The following is an 18918-nucleotide window of genomic DNA, read 5'->3' as shown; positions in this document are numbered from 1 at the left end:
GCACCCGGGTGCTGCCGGTTTACGGTACCTTCCTTTCTCCGGGTTGTGATGTCCGGATTGTGCCACCGTCCAATATTAGAAATGATCTAAACTGGTAATCGCTGATCATCGGTGGTGAACTGGGGCGCACAGAGAGGTAACGATATGGGTCGATCCACGGCGCTGCGCCGGGTCCGCGTCGACAGCATCGACCAGCTCAGAGAGATCGTTCCCGGCGTCCGACGCGAGATCGTTCAGATCGGCCGCGGCCGCCTCAAAGGCAATGTGATTCAGACCAGGATCGGAGATCTCCCGCTCGACTTCGCGACGATCAATGTCGGAATCAGAACCCGGGGCTCGTCCGACGCCACCAGGCTGATGGTAGGTATGCTGACCCACGCCACCGACCGCGTGACTCGCTCTTCGTACCAATCACAGCAGAAAGACGTGATGCTGCTGCCCCCAGGTTCGGAGCAGGAGAACAGATTCTACGGCGGCGCCTCGATGTTGGTCATCGCTCCGTCGTTGGCCGACGTGGAGAAGGTCTTCAGCGCCGAGCCCGCCTTGTGCGAAACCGCGTTCGGACAGAGGCAGCAGTTCAAGGCAACGCCGGAGACGGCTCGGACCATCCCCAAGATGCGGTCGTTGATCGCCTGGCTGATCGAACATAATTCCGCGTTGACGGAAGAAGCTGCCGCGTTCTGGAAGCGCGCCATCATCGAAGCGATGATGGCGAACGTTCTCGATGGCCTTCCGCAGCGGCCGGACGGCCCCCTGCTCTCAGCCCTCAAGACCGTGAGACTGGCCGAAGAATATTTGGATGCTCAGGGCCGGCGGCCTGTGCACGTTTCCGAACTGACCGTCCATCTTGGAATCTCGCGCCGGACCTTGCATCGGGCCTTCCACGACGCACTTGGTGTCGGACCGATCGCGTTTTCTTAGTCATCGCCGGCTCTGTTCGATACATAGCGCACTGCGGTCCGGTCGTCCGGACCGCGAGACGATTGCGGACATGGCGGTGCATCATGGCTTCGCAAATGTGGGCCGGTTCGCTCAATATTATCGGCATCTCTTCGGCGAGCGACCGTCCGAGACCCGGGCCCGAGCGGACTCGGGAGAGGTCTAGGCTTTCCGACCCCGATAAGGCGACGAATACAACATTGAGATTGGCAACGACCGGGCAACCCTTGTCGCTGAAGAAGCCAAGCTCGTCTTGGCTCTTATCGCACGCCATACCTCAACGGTGACTGTCGCCGAGGCTTCCGAAGTCCTCGGGAGCGAGAGTCGTGCCCGCGGTTTCCCTCGTCATGGGCATCGAGACCGCATCTACCTCGAATTCTTCCGACCGCTGGCGCGTTCCGGCCGGTGACGGCGGCTCTTGCGTCTCTTTCGTCCGGGAACGACGAGCCCGATCGCCTTCGCGGACCATAGGTGATGCGAATGCCGGAAAACCGGCGACGAAGACCTGGAGAGCCTTGTCGAATGCGTCGTCGTAGGATTGGACGCCGACGACGGTGTGCATCACTTCGTGCAGCACGTAGCCGCGGACGAGACTGCGGAGCATCGTGAGCGCGCCTTCGGCGGCGTCGCCGAAGAGGCCGCACTCCCCGAGAATGCCGATCATGAGAGAGTGAAGCCTTTCGTGCGCGTCGCGCCACTCCGGGCAGTCGGCGGGGGCCGTCCGGAAAGCGGCGGCCGACAGGGCCGGCCGTTCGAGCGCATAGCGGCGGATCTCGTGGGCGACCGCGATCAGCGCGTTCTCGGCGACCGCGCCCTCGCGAGCGGCTTCGAGCCGGGGCCGCAGATCGCGATATCCCTTGACGGCGAGGAAGCGACGCATCTCGCTGAACGTCCCGCGGCGGTCCCCCGTGCCGGATTCGATCTCGATGGCGAGATCCTGCGCGAGCTTGCGGTCCCATGTGCTGGACAGGATGTCGTCGACGTCGAAGTTGAGAGCGTTCATGGCGGAGGACCTTCCCGGGTTTACTGAGTCGTGAACAGGACGACGGCGATCGCGACCGACAGCAGGATCGCCGAGACCGTCGCCACGGTCGACAGCACGCCCATAGCCCGCAGCGCGCCGGCGAAGACGATGATGATGGGCGTGGCCGTGAGAAGGCCTAGCTGCGCTTCGCTCATGAGGCTCCGATCCCGCGGACGATATGCGGCGACCACCGGAGCCTAATTCGGGCGGCCGGTGTCCGTCTTTGTCGCGGGACAAAGAGCGGTGACGAGATCTTGGATACCGGTTCGTAAACGGAATCCGCTTTGGGAAGTCGATGTTGCCTCAGGAGTTAGACGCACAAGAAGGCGGGTGGGGGATACTTGCCGAATTGCCCGGCGACCCGATGATGTGGGTCCTGATCTTCAGCGAGCTCGCCGTCTTCGGCCTCTTCCTCGGGGCCTTCTCGGTCGCTCGAGCCGTGAGCCCGTCGATCTTCGCGGACGGTCAGCGGCTGCTCGATCCCGGTCTGGCCGGCCTGAACACGCTGGTGCTGGTGACGAGCGGCTGGGCGGCCGCGCGGGGCGGCAAGGCGGCCCGCGAGGGGCGGCGCGCCCACTGCCGGCGCTGGCTGTCTCTCGCGATGGCGCTCGGAGCGGCGTTCGTCGCGATCAAGCTAACCGAGTACGCGGCCGAGGTCGCTTCCGGCGCGGGGCTGGAGACCAGCACCTTCTTCACGCTCTACTTCCTCTTGACCGGCTTTCACCTGCTGCACGTGGTCCTGGGGCTGATCATCTTGGCCGTAGTTCTACTGGGTGCGGATGCTCACTCTGTGCTTCCTTAGCTCGGTACGGCGATCTCAGTGTCGCCACGCTGCTCGCTTCGCGGGACAGCATAATCAACATTTCACAGATAATACCGGGACGGACCGGGCGCACGTTAACGCCGTGACAGCGCGCACCGGGACGGCTTCGAAGCTTGTGAAGACACGTTTCTCGGCCCAATGCCATGTTAGTTTGGTGCTGAAGACTGAGCGCGTCAATGGTATGGCCGCTTGCTCGAAAGACATACTCGGACGACGTTGTACGAAGCGAGTTGTGGCGCTCGGGGCTTCAGTTCGCGCCAGGAGATCTCGCAATTGGCTCATAGGATGGCATTGCGCATCGCGCCCCGGACGCTCAGGCCGATGCAGCCGTCAGAAGCCGGCGCCCAATGGCCTCACGCGTTGTGCCGATCATGGGCAAACCGATCAGCTTTCACATGTCATTGTCTGCTTGAGCGGTAGCAGCGATCTGGGCCCTGCTGCACGTTGGGCAGTGGGCCGCTGGTGGTCCCGCAACGGGCCACGAGCCGCTCTATCAAATACAACCCTTCGCCCACACACTGCGCTAGTCGGGAGCGCCCGCCGCCGATGCTGTGCAGGCGGCCGGCGCGCGGGATTGGGCTGGATCGACACGATCGGGCTGTCCCTTCCAACCAAGCCGCGCGACGCGCGCCACAAATAGCGCCGTAGCTAGCGCGGCTTGGTTGGAAGGCAAGTCGCACCTTGGCGTGCCGCGGTCCACTCTTTGGCGGCCTTGATCGGTACTCGCGCCGTTTTGCGAATTCCCTTCACAAGCTCGCCCCATATGTGTCAGGTTTTGGCTCAGTCCTTATTGACCGGGCGGGCAAATGCCGCGGGACCCCCTCAGCCGAACTTTGTTCGGCTCGAATCTCGACAGTGACATCCAGCCCCTGTGGGAGGACGGTGATCGCGCGTTCTGCCGTGCGTGGCGCCGGCAAATCCACGGCAGCAGGGCTGTCGTGCTTGTTGTGCGGCCCATCGCGGAACACCCAGCGACGCTCGACCGCCTCGCCCATGAGTATGAGCTGAGGGAGGAGTTAGACGAGGCATGGGCGGTGCGGCCGTTGGAACTCATCCGCGAAGCTGGTCGGACTATGCTGATCCTGGAGGATCCATGCGGCGAGCCACTGCTAAATTTACTTGGGCTCCGTATGGAGCCCAAGCGCTTCCTGCGCCTTGCTGTTGACATCGCGAGGGCCGTGGGCAAGCTTCACCGGCACGGCTTGGTCCACAAGGACCTAAAACCCGCTCACATTCTGGTCAATTGTCCTGACGAACAGGCGCGACTCACTGGGTTTGGTCTGGCTTCCCGTCTTTCCCGCGAGCGCGTGCCGCCTGAGCCTGCCGAGTTCATCGCCGGCTCGCTGCCCTACATGGCGCCCGAACAGACCGGACGAATGAATCGCTCGGTCGATTGTCGCAGTGATCTCTATTCACTTGGCGTGACATTCTATCAGATGCTGACCGGCGCGCTGCCGTTCACGGGCTCAGATCCCTTGGATTGGATCCATTGTCATATTGCAAGAAAAGCAATACCGCCCGTCGAGAAATCGCAAAACCTCCCCGAGTCGATATCTCAGATTGTGATGAAACTCCTCGCGAAAACCGCCGAGGAACGCTACCAGACTGCCGCTAGCCTTGAGCGCGATCTGCAACACTGTCTTGCAGCATGGGCCAACCACGGTCGCATCGACCCGTTTGAGCTCGGCGCAGACGACACACCTGATCGGTTGCTCATCCCCGAGAAGCTCTATGGCAGAGCCCTTCAGATCGAGACTTTGCTTGCCTCTTTCGATCGCGCTGTGAAGAGCGGCGCGCCGAGGTTGGTGCTCGTCGCCGGTTACTCCGGTGTCGGTAAGTCTTCGCTTGTCCAGGAGCTACACAAAGTACTGGTGCCCTCGCGCGGGCAGTTGGTGTCAGGCAAATTCGACCAACTGAAGCGCGACGTTCCCTATGCGACGCTAGTGCAGACGTTTCAGAGTCTTGTCCGTCCTCTTCTAAGCAAAAGCGAGGGCGAACTCGCCACCTGGCGGCAAGCGTTCCGGGAGGCACTCGGCGCGAATGGACGACTGATGGTCGAATTGATCCCCGATCTGACCCTGATCATTGGTGAGCAGCCCGCGGTTTCCGAGCTTCCAGCCCGGCAAGCGCAAATTCGTTTCCAGCTGGTGCTTCGCCGCTTTATTGGCGTGTTCGCCCGGCGAACCCATCCATTGGTGCTCTTCCTCGACGATTTGCAGTGGCATGATGCCGCAACGCTCGACTTGATCGAGGATCTCCTGACCCAGTCGGATCTGCACCTGCTGCTCATTGGAGCTTACCGCAGCAACGAACTTGATGCAGGCCATCCACTCAAACGCAAGCTCGACTCCATCAGGAGAGCCGACGTAAATTTCGAAGAGATCACGCTCTCGCCGCTCACTGCAGACGATGTCGCGCAGTTGGTCGCGGATACCCTTCGCTGCGGACCAAAACGCGCTGCCTCGCTTGCAAAGTTGGTGCATCAGAAGACGATGGGTAATCCGTTCTTCGCCATTCAATTCCTTTCTGAACTGGCCGAAGAGCAGCTGTTGACGTTCGATCACGAGTCGGCGCGCTGGCGATGGGATCTCGAGCGCATTCACGCCAAAGCGTACACCGAGAACGTCGTGGATCTGATGCTCGGCAAGCTCATCCGCCTGCCCGAGCAAACGCAGAACGCGCTGCAACAGCTGGCCTGTTTCGGCAACATCGCCGGAACGGCGGAGCTTGCGATCGTGCTCGAAATTTCGCAGGAGCAGGTGCATGCCACCCTGTGGCCGGCGATCCGGCAGGAAATGATCGCGCGCCACGGAACAGCCTACCGCTTCCTCCACGATCGCGTTCAAGAGGCGGCCTACTTCCTGGTGCCGGAATCCTCGCGCGCTGCTGCCCATCTGCGGATCGGTCGGATGCTCGCGGCACACATCCCTGCGCACAAACGCGAAGAGGCTATCTTCGACGTCGTCAGTCAACTCAATCGAGGTGTCGCGCTAATTACCTCCGGTCAGGAGCGTGAGCAGCTCGCAGAGCTGAATTTGGTCGCAGGGCAGCGGGCCAGGGCGTCGGCGGCCTACGCCTCGGCACTCACATATTTCACCCTCGGTGCTGCGCTGCTCGCGGAGCACTCTTGGCGAAGGCGCCACGAACTCGCGTTCGCACTGGAGACAAGCAGGGCCGAATGCGAATTCTTGGTAGGCCAACTGGAGGTTGCAGAGAGCCTCCTGTCCGCACTGTCGAAGCGCGCCTTGAACGCGCCCCAACGAGCAACGGTCGCATGTTTGCGGGTCGATCTTTACTTGACGCTCGGTCAGCACGGGCGGGCAGTTCTCACAGGCCTCGAATATCTTCACGATGTCGGGATCGAGTGGTCGCAGCATCCGACGGACCAGGAAACATTAGCCGAATATCAGCGGATGTGGTCACAGCTGCCCGACGCAATCGAGGAACTTGCTAGTTTGCCTGGAATGACAGATCAGACCTCGCTTGGCACGCTTGCCGTCTTGACGCGGATTCTTCCGCCCGCAGGTTTCACGGACGCCAATTTATCCGCTTCGGTCATCTGCAGAGCTGTCACCATCAGCCTCGAATACGGCAATACTGATGCTTCTTGCGCCCACTACGCGTGGCTAGGTCGAATTTTAGCCGGGCGCTTCGGTGACTACCAAACAGCAGAGAAATTAGGTCTTCTTGCTTGCGGCCTGGTTGATCGCGGTGAGTACTCCCGTTTTCGGGCGCCTGTCTATTTGGCCCTCGGAGGCAACGTGATCCCCTGGACGAAGCCGCTAAGAGATGGCCGAGCTTTGATTCGGCTAGCGCTCGCAGCTGCGGTCAGCAGCGGCGATGTCATCTATGAGGCGTACAGCTTGGTTCATCTAACCTCAAATATGATAATGGCCGGAGATCCCCTGAAAGAGGTGCAGAACGAGATAGAGAAAAGCGTTGCTACCGTACGGAATAGAAAGGCCCGGTTTGCGGCTGATGTGATAGCGGCTCAGCTCGCAATCGTTAGAAGCATGCGAGGCCTCACGCGCTCATTCGGTTGCTTAGATGACCAAGAATTTGACGAGCGAGACGTCGAGCAATCGTTGGCACGGAGCACGGAGCTGTCACCTAGCGAACCCGTCTACTGGATCCGCAAACTTCAGGCGCGATTTCTAGCCGGCGATTATGCTGCGGCTGTTGATGCTCGCTCCAAGGCGGAGCCCAAATTATGGACTATACCGACAGAGTCCTTGACCGCGGAGTTTCACTTCTATGGTGCGTTGTCTCACTCATGTTATTGCGACAACCTAGGCGAAAGCGAACAACAGCAACATTGGGATATCATTGATGCCCATTACAGACAGCTGGAGATATGGGCGACGAATTGCCCGGAAAACTTTGAGAATCGGGTTGCCTTGGTCGGCGCTGAAATTGCAAGGCGCCAATACCGCGATGCAGACGCAATGCGACTGTATGAACACTCAATCCAGACGGCAGCACGTAACGGTTTCGCCCACCACGAGGGAATCGCTTGCGAACTTGCAGCGCGCTTTTATGCTGCGCGCGGTTTTGGCAGAATCTCCAGGGTTTACCTGCAGGATGCGCGACGCGGCTACCTTCGTTGGGGAGCAGATGGCAAAGTGCGTCAGCTTGAGGAGCTGAATCCCCATCTCACCCATGAGGAGACCACTCCTGCCGTGAATGGAATGAGGATCGGAGCTCCCGTTGAGCATCTTGATCTCGCGACGGTGACAAAAGTGTCGCAGGCGATTTCCGGCGAGATTGTTCTTCAAAAACTAATCGACACGCTTATGCGGACTGCCATTGAGCAGGCCGGCGCCGAACGAGGTTTGTTAATTCTGCTGCATGGAGGCGAGCCACGGATCGAGGCGGAAGCCACAACGGTAGCGGATGCGCTGCTTGTAAAGGTGAATGAACTGCCCGTAACTCCGATGGCACTTCCCGAGTCCGTCCTGCATTTCGTCCTACGTGTCCGCGAAAACGTCATTCTCGAAGATGCTGCCGCCGAGCCTTCATTTGCGGAAGATCCGTATATCCGCGACCGCAAAGCGCGTTCTATACTTTGCCTGCCACTGATCACGCAGGGCAAGCTGATCGGCGTACTTTATCTGGAGAATAATCTCGCCGCACGCATATTCTCGGCTGCTCGCAACTCGGTGCTGAAAATGCTTGCCTCGCAAGCTGCAACAGCGCTGGAAAACAGCCGGTTGTACAGCGAAGTTCAGCAACGGGAGTCGAAAATCCGGCGCTTACTCGACGCTAACATCATCGGAATATTTATCATTCGCGAAGGAGGCGAGATCATCGAGGCAAATCAAACCTTCCTCACGATGGTTGGATACGACCGAGCGGATCTCGTCGCGGGGCGAGTGAACGGTCTCGACCTGACACCGCCAGAATGGCACGAGCGCACACTGAATGCGGGAACAGAAGCAAAAAGGACCGGAGCTGTTCAACAGTTCGAGAAAGAGTATGTCCGCAAGGATGGCAGCCGCGTGCCGGTGCTAATTGGCCTCGCCGTATTCGATGCGCGGCACGACCAAGGTGTTGGCTTCGTCCTGGACCTGACAGAGCGAAAGAGAGCGGAAACGGAAGCCCGTGAAAGCGAACGACGGTATCGCGAGACTCTGTTGTCGCTTGCACACGCCAATCGGATCACGACAATGGGACAGCTGGCCGCCTCAATCGCCCATGAGGTCAACCAGCCGATTGCCGCGATCAGCAGTAATGCGGGGGCAGGGCTAAATTGGCTCGGTGCCCAACCGCCAAATTTGGAAGAAGTTCGGCAGACCTTCGGTTTGATTATCCGTGACAGTATGCGCGCAGGGAACGTGATCCGCCGGATCCGCGCACTTATGAATAAGGCTCCTGTGCAAACGGAGCTTCTCGCTATTGACGAATTGATCTTAGAGGTGCTGGCTCTAGTTCGCGCGGAACTTGCAAAGAATGATGTATGGGTGCAAACGCGACGACCTGAGGCGTTGCCGCTTGTCCGGGCAGATCGTGTCCAGGTCCGGCAGGTGATTCTCAACCTGATCATGAACGCCATCGAGGCCATGAGCGAGATCAACGAAGGTGACCGCGAGTTACTGATCAGTGCGCGGACAGATGGCTCGAATAACGTATTGGTCACTTTTCGGGATACGGGTCCAGGCCTCGATCCGAACGGCGCTGATCGCGTGTTTGAGGCGTTTTACACCACCAAGTCCGAAGGCATGGGCATGGGGCTGGCCATTTGCCATTCTATCATTGAGGCGCATGGGGGGCGGATGTGGGCGGGCGCCAATGACCCTCGAGGGGCCGTCTTCCAGTTCAGCATGCCGGTTGCGCCGGAGCGCGTGGATCGGTCGGAACAGGTGTCTTCAACGTCTTAGGCTCGAGCTCGATATCGAGCAGCGCGCTCCAGGAGCCCCGATCATCGTGACCGATGCGAGCGGCGGACCTTGAGGGGTTGAGACAATCGAGTTTCTTACTGCCCTAGGAGAGTGTTGGAGCGACCGCTGATTGTCGCGAATTGGCAGAAGATATGCAATCTGGACCGCAGCGTCAGATTCAAGACGCTTTGAGGGCTTCCTGCAAGTCCCTGAGATTGCAGGGCGTCAAGCAGAATCAGACGAAAGCTGCACGCGCACTGTTCGAGAGAATGAGGGCAAAAGCTCTCCAAGGCATTCCGGAGCACGGAAACTGCGTCTCTCGGGTCCCGAGCGGTTTGATCCGTACGTCATCGACCGGGCGGCGCTCGACGGCGCCGCCAACGCATTCTACGAAAAGTGGATGCCGCCGCCATAAGCTGCGATCAAAATAGACGTCAAGCGCCGATGAAAACAGCGCGTAAAGCCATGCTTACGCTCATGCTCTGAAGGCTGCTCGCATCCTTAGGACCTTAGTCTCTATTCAACCGGACCACTGATCGTTTAGCAAATACGGCATTGACTGCCTTCGCGGCGTTCTCGATGATGATATCGGCTTCGTCCCTTGTTAAGCACAGCGGCGGGGCAAGGCCGAGAATATCGCCTTGCGGCAACGCCCGGCCGATGACGCCGCGCTCGAGCAGAGCTGCGGCTACCTGCTGACCAACTTTTTTGGTTGAATCGAAGAAGGCGCGGTCATCCTTGTCTTCAACAAATTCCACCGCAGCCATCAGCCCGTCCCCGCGTACGTCCCCGACGTTTTCGTGGCTGCCGAGCACTTCGGTTAGTGCCGCGCGGAGATAGGCGCCGGTATCGCGAGCATTGGCTACTAAGCCCATCTCTTCGATCACCTAGAGATTTGCAACGCCAGCCGCCGCGCAGATCGGATGGGCGGAATAGGTCCAGCCGTGACCAATCATACCGAGTTGATCGGAGCCTTTCACGAGCATCTGCCAAATCTTGTCAGAAACGATGACGCCCGATAGCGGCGCGTACGCGGAGGTGAGGCCTTTTGAGATGGTGATTAGATCCGGCCGAATGCCGTAGTGTTCGGACCCAAACATGGTCCCAAGACGGCCGAACCCGGTGACGACTTCGTCCGCGATGAGCAGAATGTCATATTTGTCTAGCACCGACTGGACCTTCTTCCAGTAGCCTGTGGGGGGCGGAACGATACCACCTGCGCCTAAGATCGGCTCCCCGATGAATGCAGCGACTGTATCGGGCCCTTCGGCCAGGATCAGGGCTTCGAGCTTGTCCGCGCATGCTTGGGCGAACTGCTCCTCGGTCAAGGTCCGGTCGGCGCGGCGGAAATAGCAAGGTGCCTCAGTGTGCAGAATCGGCGCACGCGGTAGGTCAAAAGCGTTGTGGTACAGTTCAAGCCCCGTCAGAGACCCCGTCATCACGCTTGATCCGTGATACCCGCGCCAGCGAGAGATTATCTTTTTTTTCTCCGGTCGGCCGAGCACGTTGTTATAATACCAGGTCAGTTTGATAGTGGTCTCGTTCGCATCAGAGCCCGAGAGACCAAAATAGACCCGGCTCATGCCAACCGGCGCACGGTCTATGATCATCTTCGATAACCTGATGGAGACTTCCGTGCCGTTGGCAATATAAGCGTGATAGTAGGCGAGTTCCTTCGCTTGTTTCGCAATCGCCTCGGCTATCTTCTGGCGGCCGTATCCGACATTCACGCAAAAAAGGCCTGCGAAGGCGTCGAGGCTAATTCGGCCGGACGTATCAGTGATGTAGACCCCATCCCCCCTAGCGATTATGCGCGTTGAATGTTCACCTCGCGCATGCGCTCCGGCATGCGTCGCTGGGTGAAAGAAGTGATCGCGGTCCCATGCGTTGAGTTCGTTCGTATGCCTCCATTGAAGGCCGCCTTGTTTGACGGACGCGAGCGCTGCAGGTCCTAGGGGTAATCCTAGGAGAAGCGCTATGACGATTTCGCGGACAGAGGTGATCGCATCGGTCGAGAGGCGGCGGCGGTGGTCGCAGGATGAGAAGGAACGGCTGGTTGCAGCATCGCTCGAGCCCGGAGCCAGTGTTTCCGAGGTGGCTCGCATGGCCGGCCTTCATGTGAGCCAGCTGTTCAGGTGGCGCAAAGACCTTTGCAAGCAAAGCCATACGAGTATCGCGCCGTTCATGCCGGTCGAGATTGGGCCGCCCGTACTGCCTCGGGAGGTGGCCGAAGTGCCATTGACGATGACGGCGCGTCGACGGAAGAGCCAGGGCATCATCGAGATTGATCTTGGTGGCGGGCACCGCATCCGGGTCGATGGCGACGTTGATGGAGACGCGCTGCGTCGAGTTCTCGATGCTCTGGTGCGACGATGATCCCGGTTCCGACCGGCGCACGCGTGTGGCTCGCGACCGGCCACACGGATATGCGCAGAGGCTTTCCGTCGTTGGCGCTCCAAGTGCAGGAGGTCCTGCGCAAAGACCCGCTCAGCGGTCATTTGTTCGTCTTTCGCGGTCGGCGCAGCGATCTTGTGAAGATGATCTGGCACGATGGCCAGGGCGCCTGCTTGTTCACCAAAAGACTCGAGAGAGGAAGGTTCATCTGGCCATCGGTAGCCGGTGAATCGGTGACGATCTCGCCGGCGCAGCTCTCCTATCTGCTGTCCGGCATCGACTGGCGCCATCCTCAAGAAACTCAGCGTCCGACGCGAGTGGGATAACCGTTTTTACGGTTTGAATCTGCGGCTCGATCTGATTCAATGGCTTCATGATATCGAAGCCGGACGATCTTCCATCGGACCTTGTCAGTGCTTTGGCGGCGCTGCAAGCCGAGCGTGAGGCGCGGCTGCGAGCCGAAGCGATGGCTGCCAGTGCGCGGGCGGAGTTGTCGGACAACGAGGCGCTGATCGCGCAGCTTGAGCTACGAATCGAGAAGCTCAAACGCGAACTGCACGGGCAGCGATCCGAGCGCTCGGCACGCCTGCTTGAGCAGTTGGAGTTGGAACTCGAAGAACTTGTTACCACAGCGAGCGAGGATGAGCTTGCCGCACAGGCCGTAGCTGCGAAGACGCAGGACGTCCGTCCCTTCGTGCGCAAGCGACCGGTGCGCAAGCCGTGGCCGGACGATATCGAACACGAGCGCCTCGTCATCGAGGCACCAACGACCTGTGCCTGCTGTGGTGGATCGCGGCTGGCGAAGGTCGGCGAAGATGTGACCAAGACGCTGGAGGAGATCCCGCGCCGCTTCAAGGTCATCGAGACGGTACGCGAGAAGTTCACCTGCCGCGATTGCGAGAAGATCAGCCAGCCACCGGCGCCGTTCCATGCCACGCCGCGCGGCTTCATCGGCCCGCAGTTGCTGGCGACCATCCTGTTCGACAACTTCGGCATGCATATCCCGCTCAATCGCCAGAGCGCGCGCTTCAAGTGCGAGGGGATCGAGCTGTCGTTATCGACGCTGGCCGACCAGGTCGGCCACGGGACCTTCGCCGTCATGCCGCTGTTCCACTTGATCGAACGCCATGTGCTCGCCGCCGAGCGCCTTCATGGCGATGACACCACCATCCGTATCCTGGCGAAGGGCAAGTGCAGGACTGGCCGGATCTGGACGTATGTGCGGGATGACCGGCCGTTCGCGGGGCCTGCGCCGCCTGCGGCGGTCTATTACGCCTCAAGCGACCGACGAGGCGAGCATCCGCAGAGACATCTGGCCGCCTTCGCCGGCATCCTGCAGGCCGATTGCTACAGCGGCTTCGAGCCGCTGTTTGACCCGCAGAAGAAGGCGCAGCCGATTACACCGGCATTTTGCCTGGCCCATGCGCGGCGGGGCTTCTTTGAGCTGGCTGATATCGAGAAAAATGCTCGCGAAGGCAAGAAGGGCAAACCGGTCTCTCCGATCGCGCTAGAGGCGGTCAGGCGCCTCGACGCGCTGTTCGAGATCGAGCGCGCCGTCAATGGCCTTAGCGCCGACGAGCGGCGCGCCGTGCGCCAGGAGAAGAGCAAGCCGCTTCTCGACGACATGCATTCCTGGTTGCTCCGCGAGCGCGAAACCCTCTCGCGTTCCTCCGAGGTCCTGAAGCCGATCAACTACATGCTTAGGCGCTGGGACGGATTCGCCGGCTTCCTCGACGATGGCAGGATCTGCTTGACCAATAATTGCGCTGAGCGTGCACTGAGAGGCATCGCTTTGGGAAGGCGGAACTGGACCTTCGCCGGCAGCGAGCGTGGTGCCGACCGTGCTGCCATCATGCTGACGATGATCACGACCTGTCGCCTCAACGACGTCGATCCCAAGGCCTGGCTCGCCGACGTCTTGGCCCGTATCGCCGATCATTATAGCGCGACAATCTGGGTGGGAAGCGCGCGACAATCAGGATGGCGGGTCGGTGTCGCAGCGAGGTGATGATTGCCGCGATGATTGTCGCGCGCAAGAGTTTTGTTGGCTCTGATTGTCGCGGAGCGTCAATCAGCGAGTGTTTTTGGTGTCGCGTGCGAAGGTGGCCGTCCTGGTCCGCGCTTTCGCTCGAGCGCGGTGCGCCTGCGATAGCTCTCGACGTTCATTTCGATGATGGTGGCGTGGTGAACGAGGCGATCGATGGCGGCGAGGGTCATAGCGGGGTCCGGGAAGACCCTGTTCCATTCGCCAAAGGGCTGATTGGCGGTGATCAGCATCGAGCGCCGCTCGTAGCGTGCGCTGATCAACTCGAACAGCACGCTGGTCTCGGCCTGGTCCTTGGTGACGTAGGCAAGATCATCGAGGATGAGAAGATCGAAGCGATCGAGGCGGTTGATGGCGGCCTCGAGGTTGAGCTCGCGGCGAGCCACCTGGAGCTTCTGCACGAGATCAGTCGTCCGGGTGAAAAGGACGCGCCATCCGTTCTCGATGAGGGCCAAGCCGATGGCTGCCGCCAAGTGACTCTTTCCGCCGCCGGGCGGACCAAACAGCAGCAAATTGGCGCCCTTGCCGAGCCAACCATCGCCGGCGGCCAGCGCGGTGACTTGCGCCTTGGAGATCATCGGCACGGCCTCGAAGTCGAAGGTGTCGAAGGTCTTCCCGGCGGGCAGCCGCGCCTCGACAAGGTGGCGCTCGACGCGACGGCGGCCGCGTTCGGCGATCTCATGCTCGGCAATGATGGCGAGGAAGCGGGCGGCCGGCCAACCTTCCTTGTCGGACTGCTCGGCAAATTGCTGCCACAGCACCTTGATGGCGGGTAGCCGCAGCTCGTTGAGCAACAGATTGAGGCGTGCGGTGTCGACGGTGGTGGCCGTGTTCATGTGGCGTCTCCGATCTGGCTGGCGCCGATGAGGCACTCGTAGCTGGCGAGCGGAGCAAGCTGCACCATAACCTGCGGCACGCTGGCAGGATCCGGCGCGAAGTGGGCGCGCAGCCGTCCGAGGTCGGGCAGTTGGCCGGCGTCCAGGTCGGCGGCGAGCTGACCGGCGAGTTCGGCCTCGCAGCCGCGCTCGTGCGCCAGCGCAAGCAGATCGACCATGAGCCGGCAGGCTTTCCTGTCCGGCAGCCGTTCGCGCAAGCGATCGAAGGTCCGGCGATAGGCATCGCGCGGGAACAGCCGATCCCGGTAGACGAGATTGAGCAGCGCCATTGGCTTGCGCCGCAAGGAATGGATCACGTGCCGATAATCGACGACCTGGTCGTGCTTGCCATTGGGATGCGGTCGCCCACGCGGCAGGGTGACGAGATGGGTGCCGCCGACGAACACGTCGAGACGATCGTCGTAAAGGCGCACCCGCAGCTGGTGACCGATCAGGCGTGACGGCACGGTGTAGAACACCTTGCGCAAGGTGAAGCCGCCGCTTGACGTCACGCGGACAATCACCTCCTCGTAGTCTGAAGTACGGCGATCTGGCAACGCCTGCAGGGTGGCGCGCTCGTGGTCGATCCGCTTGGCGTTGCGGGCATTGCGGCGGCTAACGATCTCGTCGATGAAGCCGCGATAGGCGGTGAGATCATCGAAGTCGGCAGTGCCGCGCAACAGCAGCGCATCGGCGATCGTCCGTTTGAGATGGCCATGGGAGCTCTCGATCGCCCCGTTCTCGTGGGCGATGCCGCGATTGTTACGGGAAGGCCGCATGCCGTAATGGGCGCAGAGGTCCTCGTACCGCCGGGTCAGATCGTCTCTCGCATCGCAATCGAGATTGCAGAAGGCGGCCGACAGACTGTCGGTCCGATGCTCCCGCGGTGCGCCACCGAGCGACCACAGGGCATTCTGCAGCCCTTCGGCCAAAGCGACGAAGCTCTCGCCACCGAGCACGACATGGGCGTGCTCAAATCCGCAATAGGCCAACCGGAAGTGATAGAGGCGATGATCGAGCGGCATGCCCGCGACGGTGACCCCAAGCTCGCCCATGTCGGTAAAGTCCGACAGGCCGACCTGGCCCACTTCGTGGGTCTGGCGGAAGATGACCTCCTGCTCCTCACCGTGGATCGCCCGCCAGGCGCGGATCCGGCGCTCCAGCGTGCGGCGGATTCCAGCTCCGAGCTCAGGATGGCGCCGTAACATCTCCTCAAAGATCGCAACAGCCCGCACGCCGGGGGCGGCCTTGAGCATTGCCACCACTTCTGTCTCAAACACACTGGTCAACGGGTCCGGTCGGCGCCGGCCGCGGGCTCCCTTCTTCTGCGATGGAGCGCGAGGATCCTTCTCGATCCGATAAGCGGTCGAGGTGCTGAACGAGGCCTTGGCGGCAGCCACGGGCGGGGTATCGATCTGACGGTACTTCATGTAGAGCCTCATCTGGTGATCTGTGACATGTTGGCCTGGCAAACGAGTGATTCCTCTTGGCGGAAGAACCACTTGCATAACCGGCCAGCCGCGATCACCCGACGGCGCGGTCCCCTATGGATCGCGCCGCCGTTGGGCTCGTAACTCCGGTCGGGCTACGCCCTCCCTGCGTCACGAGCCCAACGACGCTCTCTCATCCTGATTGACGCTCCGCTTCCATCCTGATTGCCGCGCGGCAGATCATCCCGCATCGCGTCTGCACGAGCTGCTGCCCTGGGAATGGAAGCTCCTGCGTCAGGTCGACAAGGCCGCCGATCAGCAGGCTGCCTGACCTCTCGCTGTGTTCGCGCGCACGCGCCAATCAGGCGGCCTTCGTCGTATGCGTACGTTCGTTCGAGCTGTCGAGCATTTGCGCTTACGTCCTATGCTACATGTTCGAGCGCACCGAGTAACGTAAGTTGCTTGGTGCCTGTCGTTCCATTTGTACAGAGAGGTCGGGTTGCTGCCTCGAATGGGACTGGAGCCCTCAAATTGAAGCGAACCGGCCATTCTGTCCCAACTTGCGTCGGCATGCGACCATAGCAAAGCCAGTTATCGCGTGAACCCACCAGGGTTAGTAGTTATGTCGATGAGTGGTCCGACCGTATTCTTGCTGTCCCCATCACATTGTTTGTTCAAGTTGAGCATAGAAAACCACCTCACATTCCCGCCATACGCGTCATTGGCGACTTCGCAGTTCTTGGAGAGGTGAATGATGGTGGCGACAGGTGCTCCCAAATGTAACTAAGCCCTTAAGAGCCGGCTCGGGAAATCTGAACAGGACCCTAAGTGGAGATTCTGCCTGACGGCGGGCAACATCGGCCCGCTAATCAGGAGAGACGATGAGCAGACGAGCACGCCGGAATAACTCACCGGCCTTCAAGGCGAAGGTGGCGCTCGCAGCCATCGAGGGGGACCGACGATAGTCCAAATGGGCGAGCATATACCGGATCGAATGGGTATCGCCAAGCTTGCACGAGATTGCGTGGAAAGCACGGAGCCGCTTGACGGCCCGCTACAGTAAGCTGGCTGCAAGCGATAAACCACGACGGTGGTCCGCAACTGTTTTCGCCCGTGAACTGGTCGGGTTCATGTGGGCGGTCGCTAGGCCGACAGCAGGGAGCCTGATGTTAGGCTCCCTTTTGAACCGCCCCGGGTTGCCGGAGGCCATTTGGTTTAGGTCATGCCGCCGTGGCGGGTTGTTCCAGCATGGCGTAGTAGCGTTGCTCGGCTTCGGCAGGCGGGATGTTGCCGATGGGCTCGAGGAGCCTTCGGTTGTTGAACCAATCCACCCATTCCAGCGTCGCAATCTCGACGGCCTCGAAGCTGCGCCATGGGCCGCGCAGATGGATCACTTCGGCCTTATGGAGACCGTTGATGGTTTCGGCGACAGCATTGTCATAGGAGTCTCCGACGCTACCGACAGAAGGCTCGACACCAGCTTCAGCCAAGCGCTCTGTGTACTTAATGGAAACGTATTGGGCTACCCCTGTCGCTATGATGCACGAGCCGGCCACGATGGACCGGCCGTCGATCATGCAATGCCTGCTCCAGCGCATCGAGCACGAAGCCTGCATGCGCCGTGCGCGAGGCTCGCCAGCCCACGATCCTGCGGGCATAGGCGTCGATCACAAAGGCGACGTAGACAAAGCCCGTGCAGGTCGCGACATAGGTGAAGTCGGAGAGCCAGAGAACGTGCTGTCTTGGCCCCTTGAACTGGCGATTGACGCGATCCAGCGGGCATGGCGCCGCTGATCGTGGTTTTGACGGGCTTGCCGCGGATGACCCCTTGTAGGTCCATGTCCCGCATCAGCCGCGACACTGTGCAACGGGCGGCATCGAAGCCTTCGCGTTTGAGTTGGCGCCAGACCTTGCGCACGCCGTAGACGGAGAAGTTCTCGTCAAAGACGCGTCGAATCGCGATCTTCACAGCAGCATCCTGCCTGGCGCGCGCCGACAACCTGGCGGGATCGCGCCGCTTGGCGACATGGGCATGGTAGGTCGAGGGGGCGATCGGCAAAACCTTGCAGATCGGCGCGACCCCATGCGCCCCACGATGATCGTCGATGAAGGCGATCATGGCTTGGACCGGCGGTCGAGCTCCGCCATCGCAAAATAGGCGCTTGCCTTGCGCAGGATCTCGTTGGCCTGCCGAAGCTCGCGGTTCTCCCGTTCGAGCGCCTTAGCTTCTCGGCCGTGTCGGTCGCAATGCCGGTCCGCTGCCCGCTATCGACCTCGGCCTTCTTGTTCACTCCTTTGACTTGAACATCGACCGTATCCATGAAAACGCAAAACATCCATTCCTCAAATTTCATCAGGTTGACCTTTCACAAGTCGAGACTTTGGACAAAAGGCTGTTGATGCAGTTACCTCATCCTTGGCTCGTGGTCGACGACGCCCACGTTCAAGTATTTTCGATATTTTCTTATCTCAAAGAGTTTTTAGCGTCGGGAGACTATTATGTAATCGAAGATGTTCCCATAGAAGCAAATAAAGAGGTGATCGATGGCTTGCAAATGATGGAGCAATCAGGATTCTTGGTGGATACTTACTACACCGACGCGTTTGGCGTTAATCTTACCTGCGCTCCAAATGCGTGGCTTCGAAAATCGTAAAGGGGAGGTAAAGGGTAGCGCATATCGCCAGTTTCGTTGACCGGCTGGTGGCGCCGACGTCATCTTGCAGCAAAACCGGGAGCCAATTGCCGATCACCGTCCGGCCTTCTTCGTTGTACATCAAGGCTTGAGAACATCGACGAGACCGTTTGATGTGATGTTCTGTACGGGCCTAAACCCTAGCGCGCTGGCCGCGAGGTTTTCGTCCATACTGTGATGGGTAAGGGGAGCGTCAATTTGCGATCGTGCAACGATAAGAAGGCCGGCGAACATCAGCCGTGTCGGTGCTTCGGGTCAATGCCGGCCCGATCGTCGTTCGCGCATCAGCAACCCGTGACCTTGAACCGCCCCAGGTTGC

The 18918-nt window shown here is 60.3% G+C and carries 10 protein-coding genes, 4 pseudogenes and 1 other annotated feature; of the genes and pseudogenes, 8 read left to right on the top strand and 6 right to left on the bottom strand.

Annotated features, from left to right (window positions below):
- Positions 1 to 114: 114 nt before the first annotated feature.
- Both ABIB06_RS21890 and ABIB06_RS21885 read left to right on the top strand, forming a co-directional pair.
- Complete coding sequence (locus ABIB06_RS21890; RefSeq protein WP_354052010.1) at positions 115 to 921, top strand: AraC family transcriptional regulator; 807 nt, start codon at positions 115 to 117, stop codon at positions 919 to 921.
- Positions 896 to 1105: a helix-turn-helix domain-containing protein gene (locus ABIB06_RS21885; protein WP_354052009.1), complete on the top strand. Its 210-nt coding sequence runs from the start codon at positions 896 to 898 to the stop codon at positions 1103 to 1105. Before ABIB06_RS21890 ends, ABIB06_RS21885 begins: the two co-directional genes overlap by 26 nt.
- Positions 1106 to 1216: 111 nt before the next feature.
- Here ABIB06_RS21885 and ABIB06_RS21880 read toward each other — a convergent pair whose 3' ends face one another.
- Together ABIB06_RS21880 and ABIB06_RS21875 are read right to left on the bottom strand one after the other, a co-directional pair.
- On the bottom strand, positions 1217 to 1942 hold the full coding sequence (locus ABIB06_RS21880) for a TetR-like C-terminal domain-containing protein (protein WP_354052007.1): 726 nt from the start codon (positions 1940 to 1942) through the stop codon (positions 1217 to 1219).
- Between the two features lie 20 nt (positions 1943 to 1962).
- Positions 1963 to 2118 (bottom strand): hypothetical protein, encoded by a 156-nt coding sequence (locus tag ABIB06_RS21875; protein WP_291619024.1) that lies wholly within the window; start codon positions 2116 to 2118, stop codon positions 1963 to 1965.
- Positions 2119 to 2258: 140 nt separating this feature from the next.
- Here ABIB06_RS21875 and ABIB06_RS21870 point away from each other — a divergent pair.
- Positions 2259 to 2756 (top strand): annotated as a pseudogene (locus ABIB06_RS21870) (cytochrome c oxidase subunit 3); the annotation flags it as partial.
- 836 nt (positions 2757 to 3592) lie between these two features.
- Complete coding sequence (locus ABIB06_RS21865; RefSeq protein WP_354069888.1) at positions 3593 to 9163, top strand: trifunctional serine/threonine-protein kinase/ATP-binding protein/sensor histidine kinase; 5571 nt, start codon at positions 3593 to 3595, stop codon at positions 9161 to 9163.
- A gap of 509 nt (positions 9164 to 9672) precedes the next feature.
- Here ABIB06_RS21865 and ABIB06_RS21860 read toward each other — a convergent pair.
- Positions 9673 to 11064: pseudogene (locus ABIB06_RS21860) on the bottom strand (aspartate aminotransferase family protein); the annotation flags it as partial.
- A gap of 76 nt (positions 11065 to 11140) precedes the next feature.
- Between ABIB06_RS21860 and tnpA the strand changes: the two are divergent.
- The 3 genes and pseudogenes from tnpA to tnpC all read left to right on the top strand — a co-directional run.
- Positions 11141 to 11539 (top strand): IS66-like element accessory protein TnpA, encoded by a 399-nt coding sequence (gene tnpA / locus ABIB06_RS21855; protein WP_354053413.1) that lies wholly within the window; start codon positions 11141 to 11143, stop codon positions 11537 to 11539.
- On the top strand, positions 11536 to 11883 hold the full coding sequence (gene tnpB, locus ABIB06_RS21850) for an IS66 family insertion sequence element accessory protein TnpB (protein ID WP_354053412.1): 348 nt from the start codon (positions 11536 to 11538) through the stop codon (positions 11881 to 11883). Before tnpA ends, tnpB begins: the two co-directional genes overlap by 4 nt.
- 47 nt (positions 11884 to 11930) lie before the next feature.
- Positions 11931 to 13493, top strand: a pseudogene (gene tnpC, locus ABIB06_RS21845) (IS66 family transposase); the annotation flags it as partial.
- A gap of 131 nt (positions 13494 to 13624) precedes the next feature.
- On the opposite strand, the gene istB reads toward tnpC, so the two are convergent.
- The 3 genes and pseudogenes from istB to ABIB06_RS21830 form a co-directional block, all read right to left on the bottom strand.
- Positions 13625 to 14437 (bottom strand): IS21-like element helper ATPase IstB, encoded by an 813-nt coding sequence (istB, locus tag ABIB06_RS21840; protein WP_354053410.1) that lies wholly within the window; start codon positions 14435 to 14437, stop codon positions 13625 to 13627.
- Positions 14434 to 15948, bottom strand: a complete 1515-nt coding sequence (istA, locus tag ABIB06_RS21835) for an IS21 family transposase (RefSeq protein WP_502916608.1) — start codon at positions 15946 to 15948, stop codon at positions 14434 to 14436. The genes istB and istA overlap by 4 nt, the downstream gene beginning before the upstream one ends.
- A gap of 1178 nt (positions 15949 to 17126) precedes the next feature.
- Positions 17127 to 18191, bottom strand: a pseudogene (locus ABIB06_RS21830) (IS3 family transposase); the annotation flags it as partial.
- Positions 17951 to 18067: a sequence feature (AL1L pseudoknot), on the bottom strand. Its footprint overlaps the pseudogene before it by 117 nt.
- Positions 18192 to 18206: 15 nt before the next feature.
- Here ABIB06_RS21830 and ABIB06_RS21825 point away from each other — a divergent pair.
- Positions 18207 to 18560, top strand: coding sequence for a hypothetical protein (locus tag ABIB06_RS21825; RefSeq protein WP_354052559.1), 354 nt, complete (start codon positions 18207 to 18209; stop codon positions 18558 to 18560).
- Positions 18561 to 18918: the final 358 nt, after the last annotated feature.

The sequence above is a fragment of the Bradyrhizobium sp. LB8.2 genome (assembly GCF_040548035.1).
GTDB lineage: Bacteria > Pseudomonadota > Alphaproteobacteria > Rhizobiales > Xanthobacteraceae > Bradyrhizobium.
The sequence above is the reverse complement of the archived record's forward strand: the minus strand, read 5'-3'. Positions and strand labels throughout refer to the sequence as shown.

Coding starts and splice junctions, on each gene's coding strand:
- ABIB06_RS21880 (WP_354052007.1), bottom strand. CDS start 1,942: ATGAACGCTCTCAACTTCGACGTCGACGACATCCTGTCCAGCACATGG.
- ABIB06_RS21875 (WP_291619024.1), bottom strand. CDS start 2,118: ATGAGCGAAGCGCAGCTAGGCCTTCTCACGGCCACGCCCATCATCATC.
- ABIB06_RS21865 (WP_354069888.1), top strand. CDS start 3,593: ATGCCGCGGGACCCCCTCAGCCGAACTTTGTTCGGCTCGAATCTCGAC.
- tnpA (WP_354053413.1), top strand. CDS start 11,141: ATGACGATTTCGCGGACAGAGGTGATCGCATCGGTCGAGAGGCGGCGG.
- tnpB (WP_354053412.1), top strand. CDS start 11,536: ATGATCCCGGTTCCGACCGGCGCACGCGTGTGGCTCGCGACCGGCCAC.
- istB (WP_354053410.1), bottom strand. CDS start 14,437: ATGAACACGGCCACCACCGTCGACACCGCACGCCTCAATCTGTTGCTC.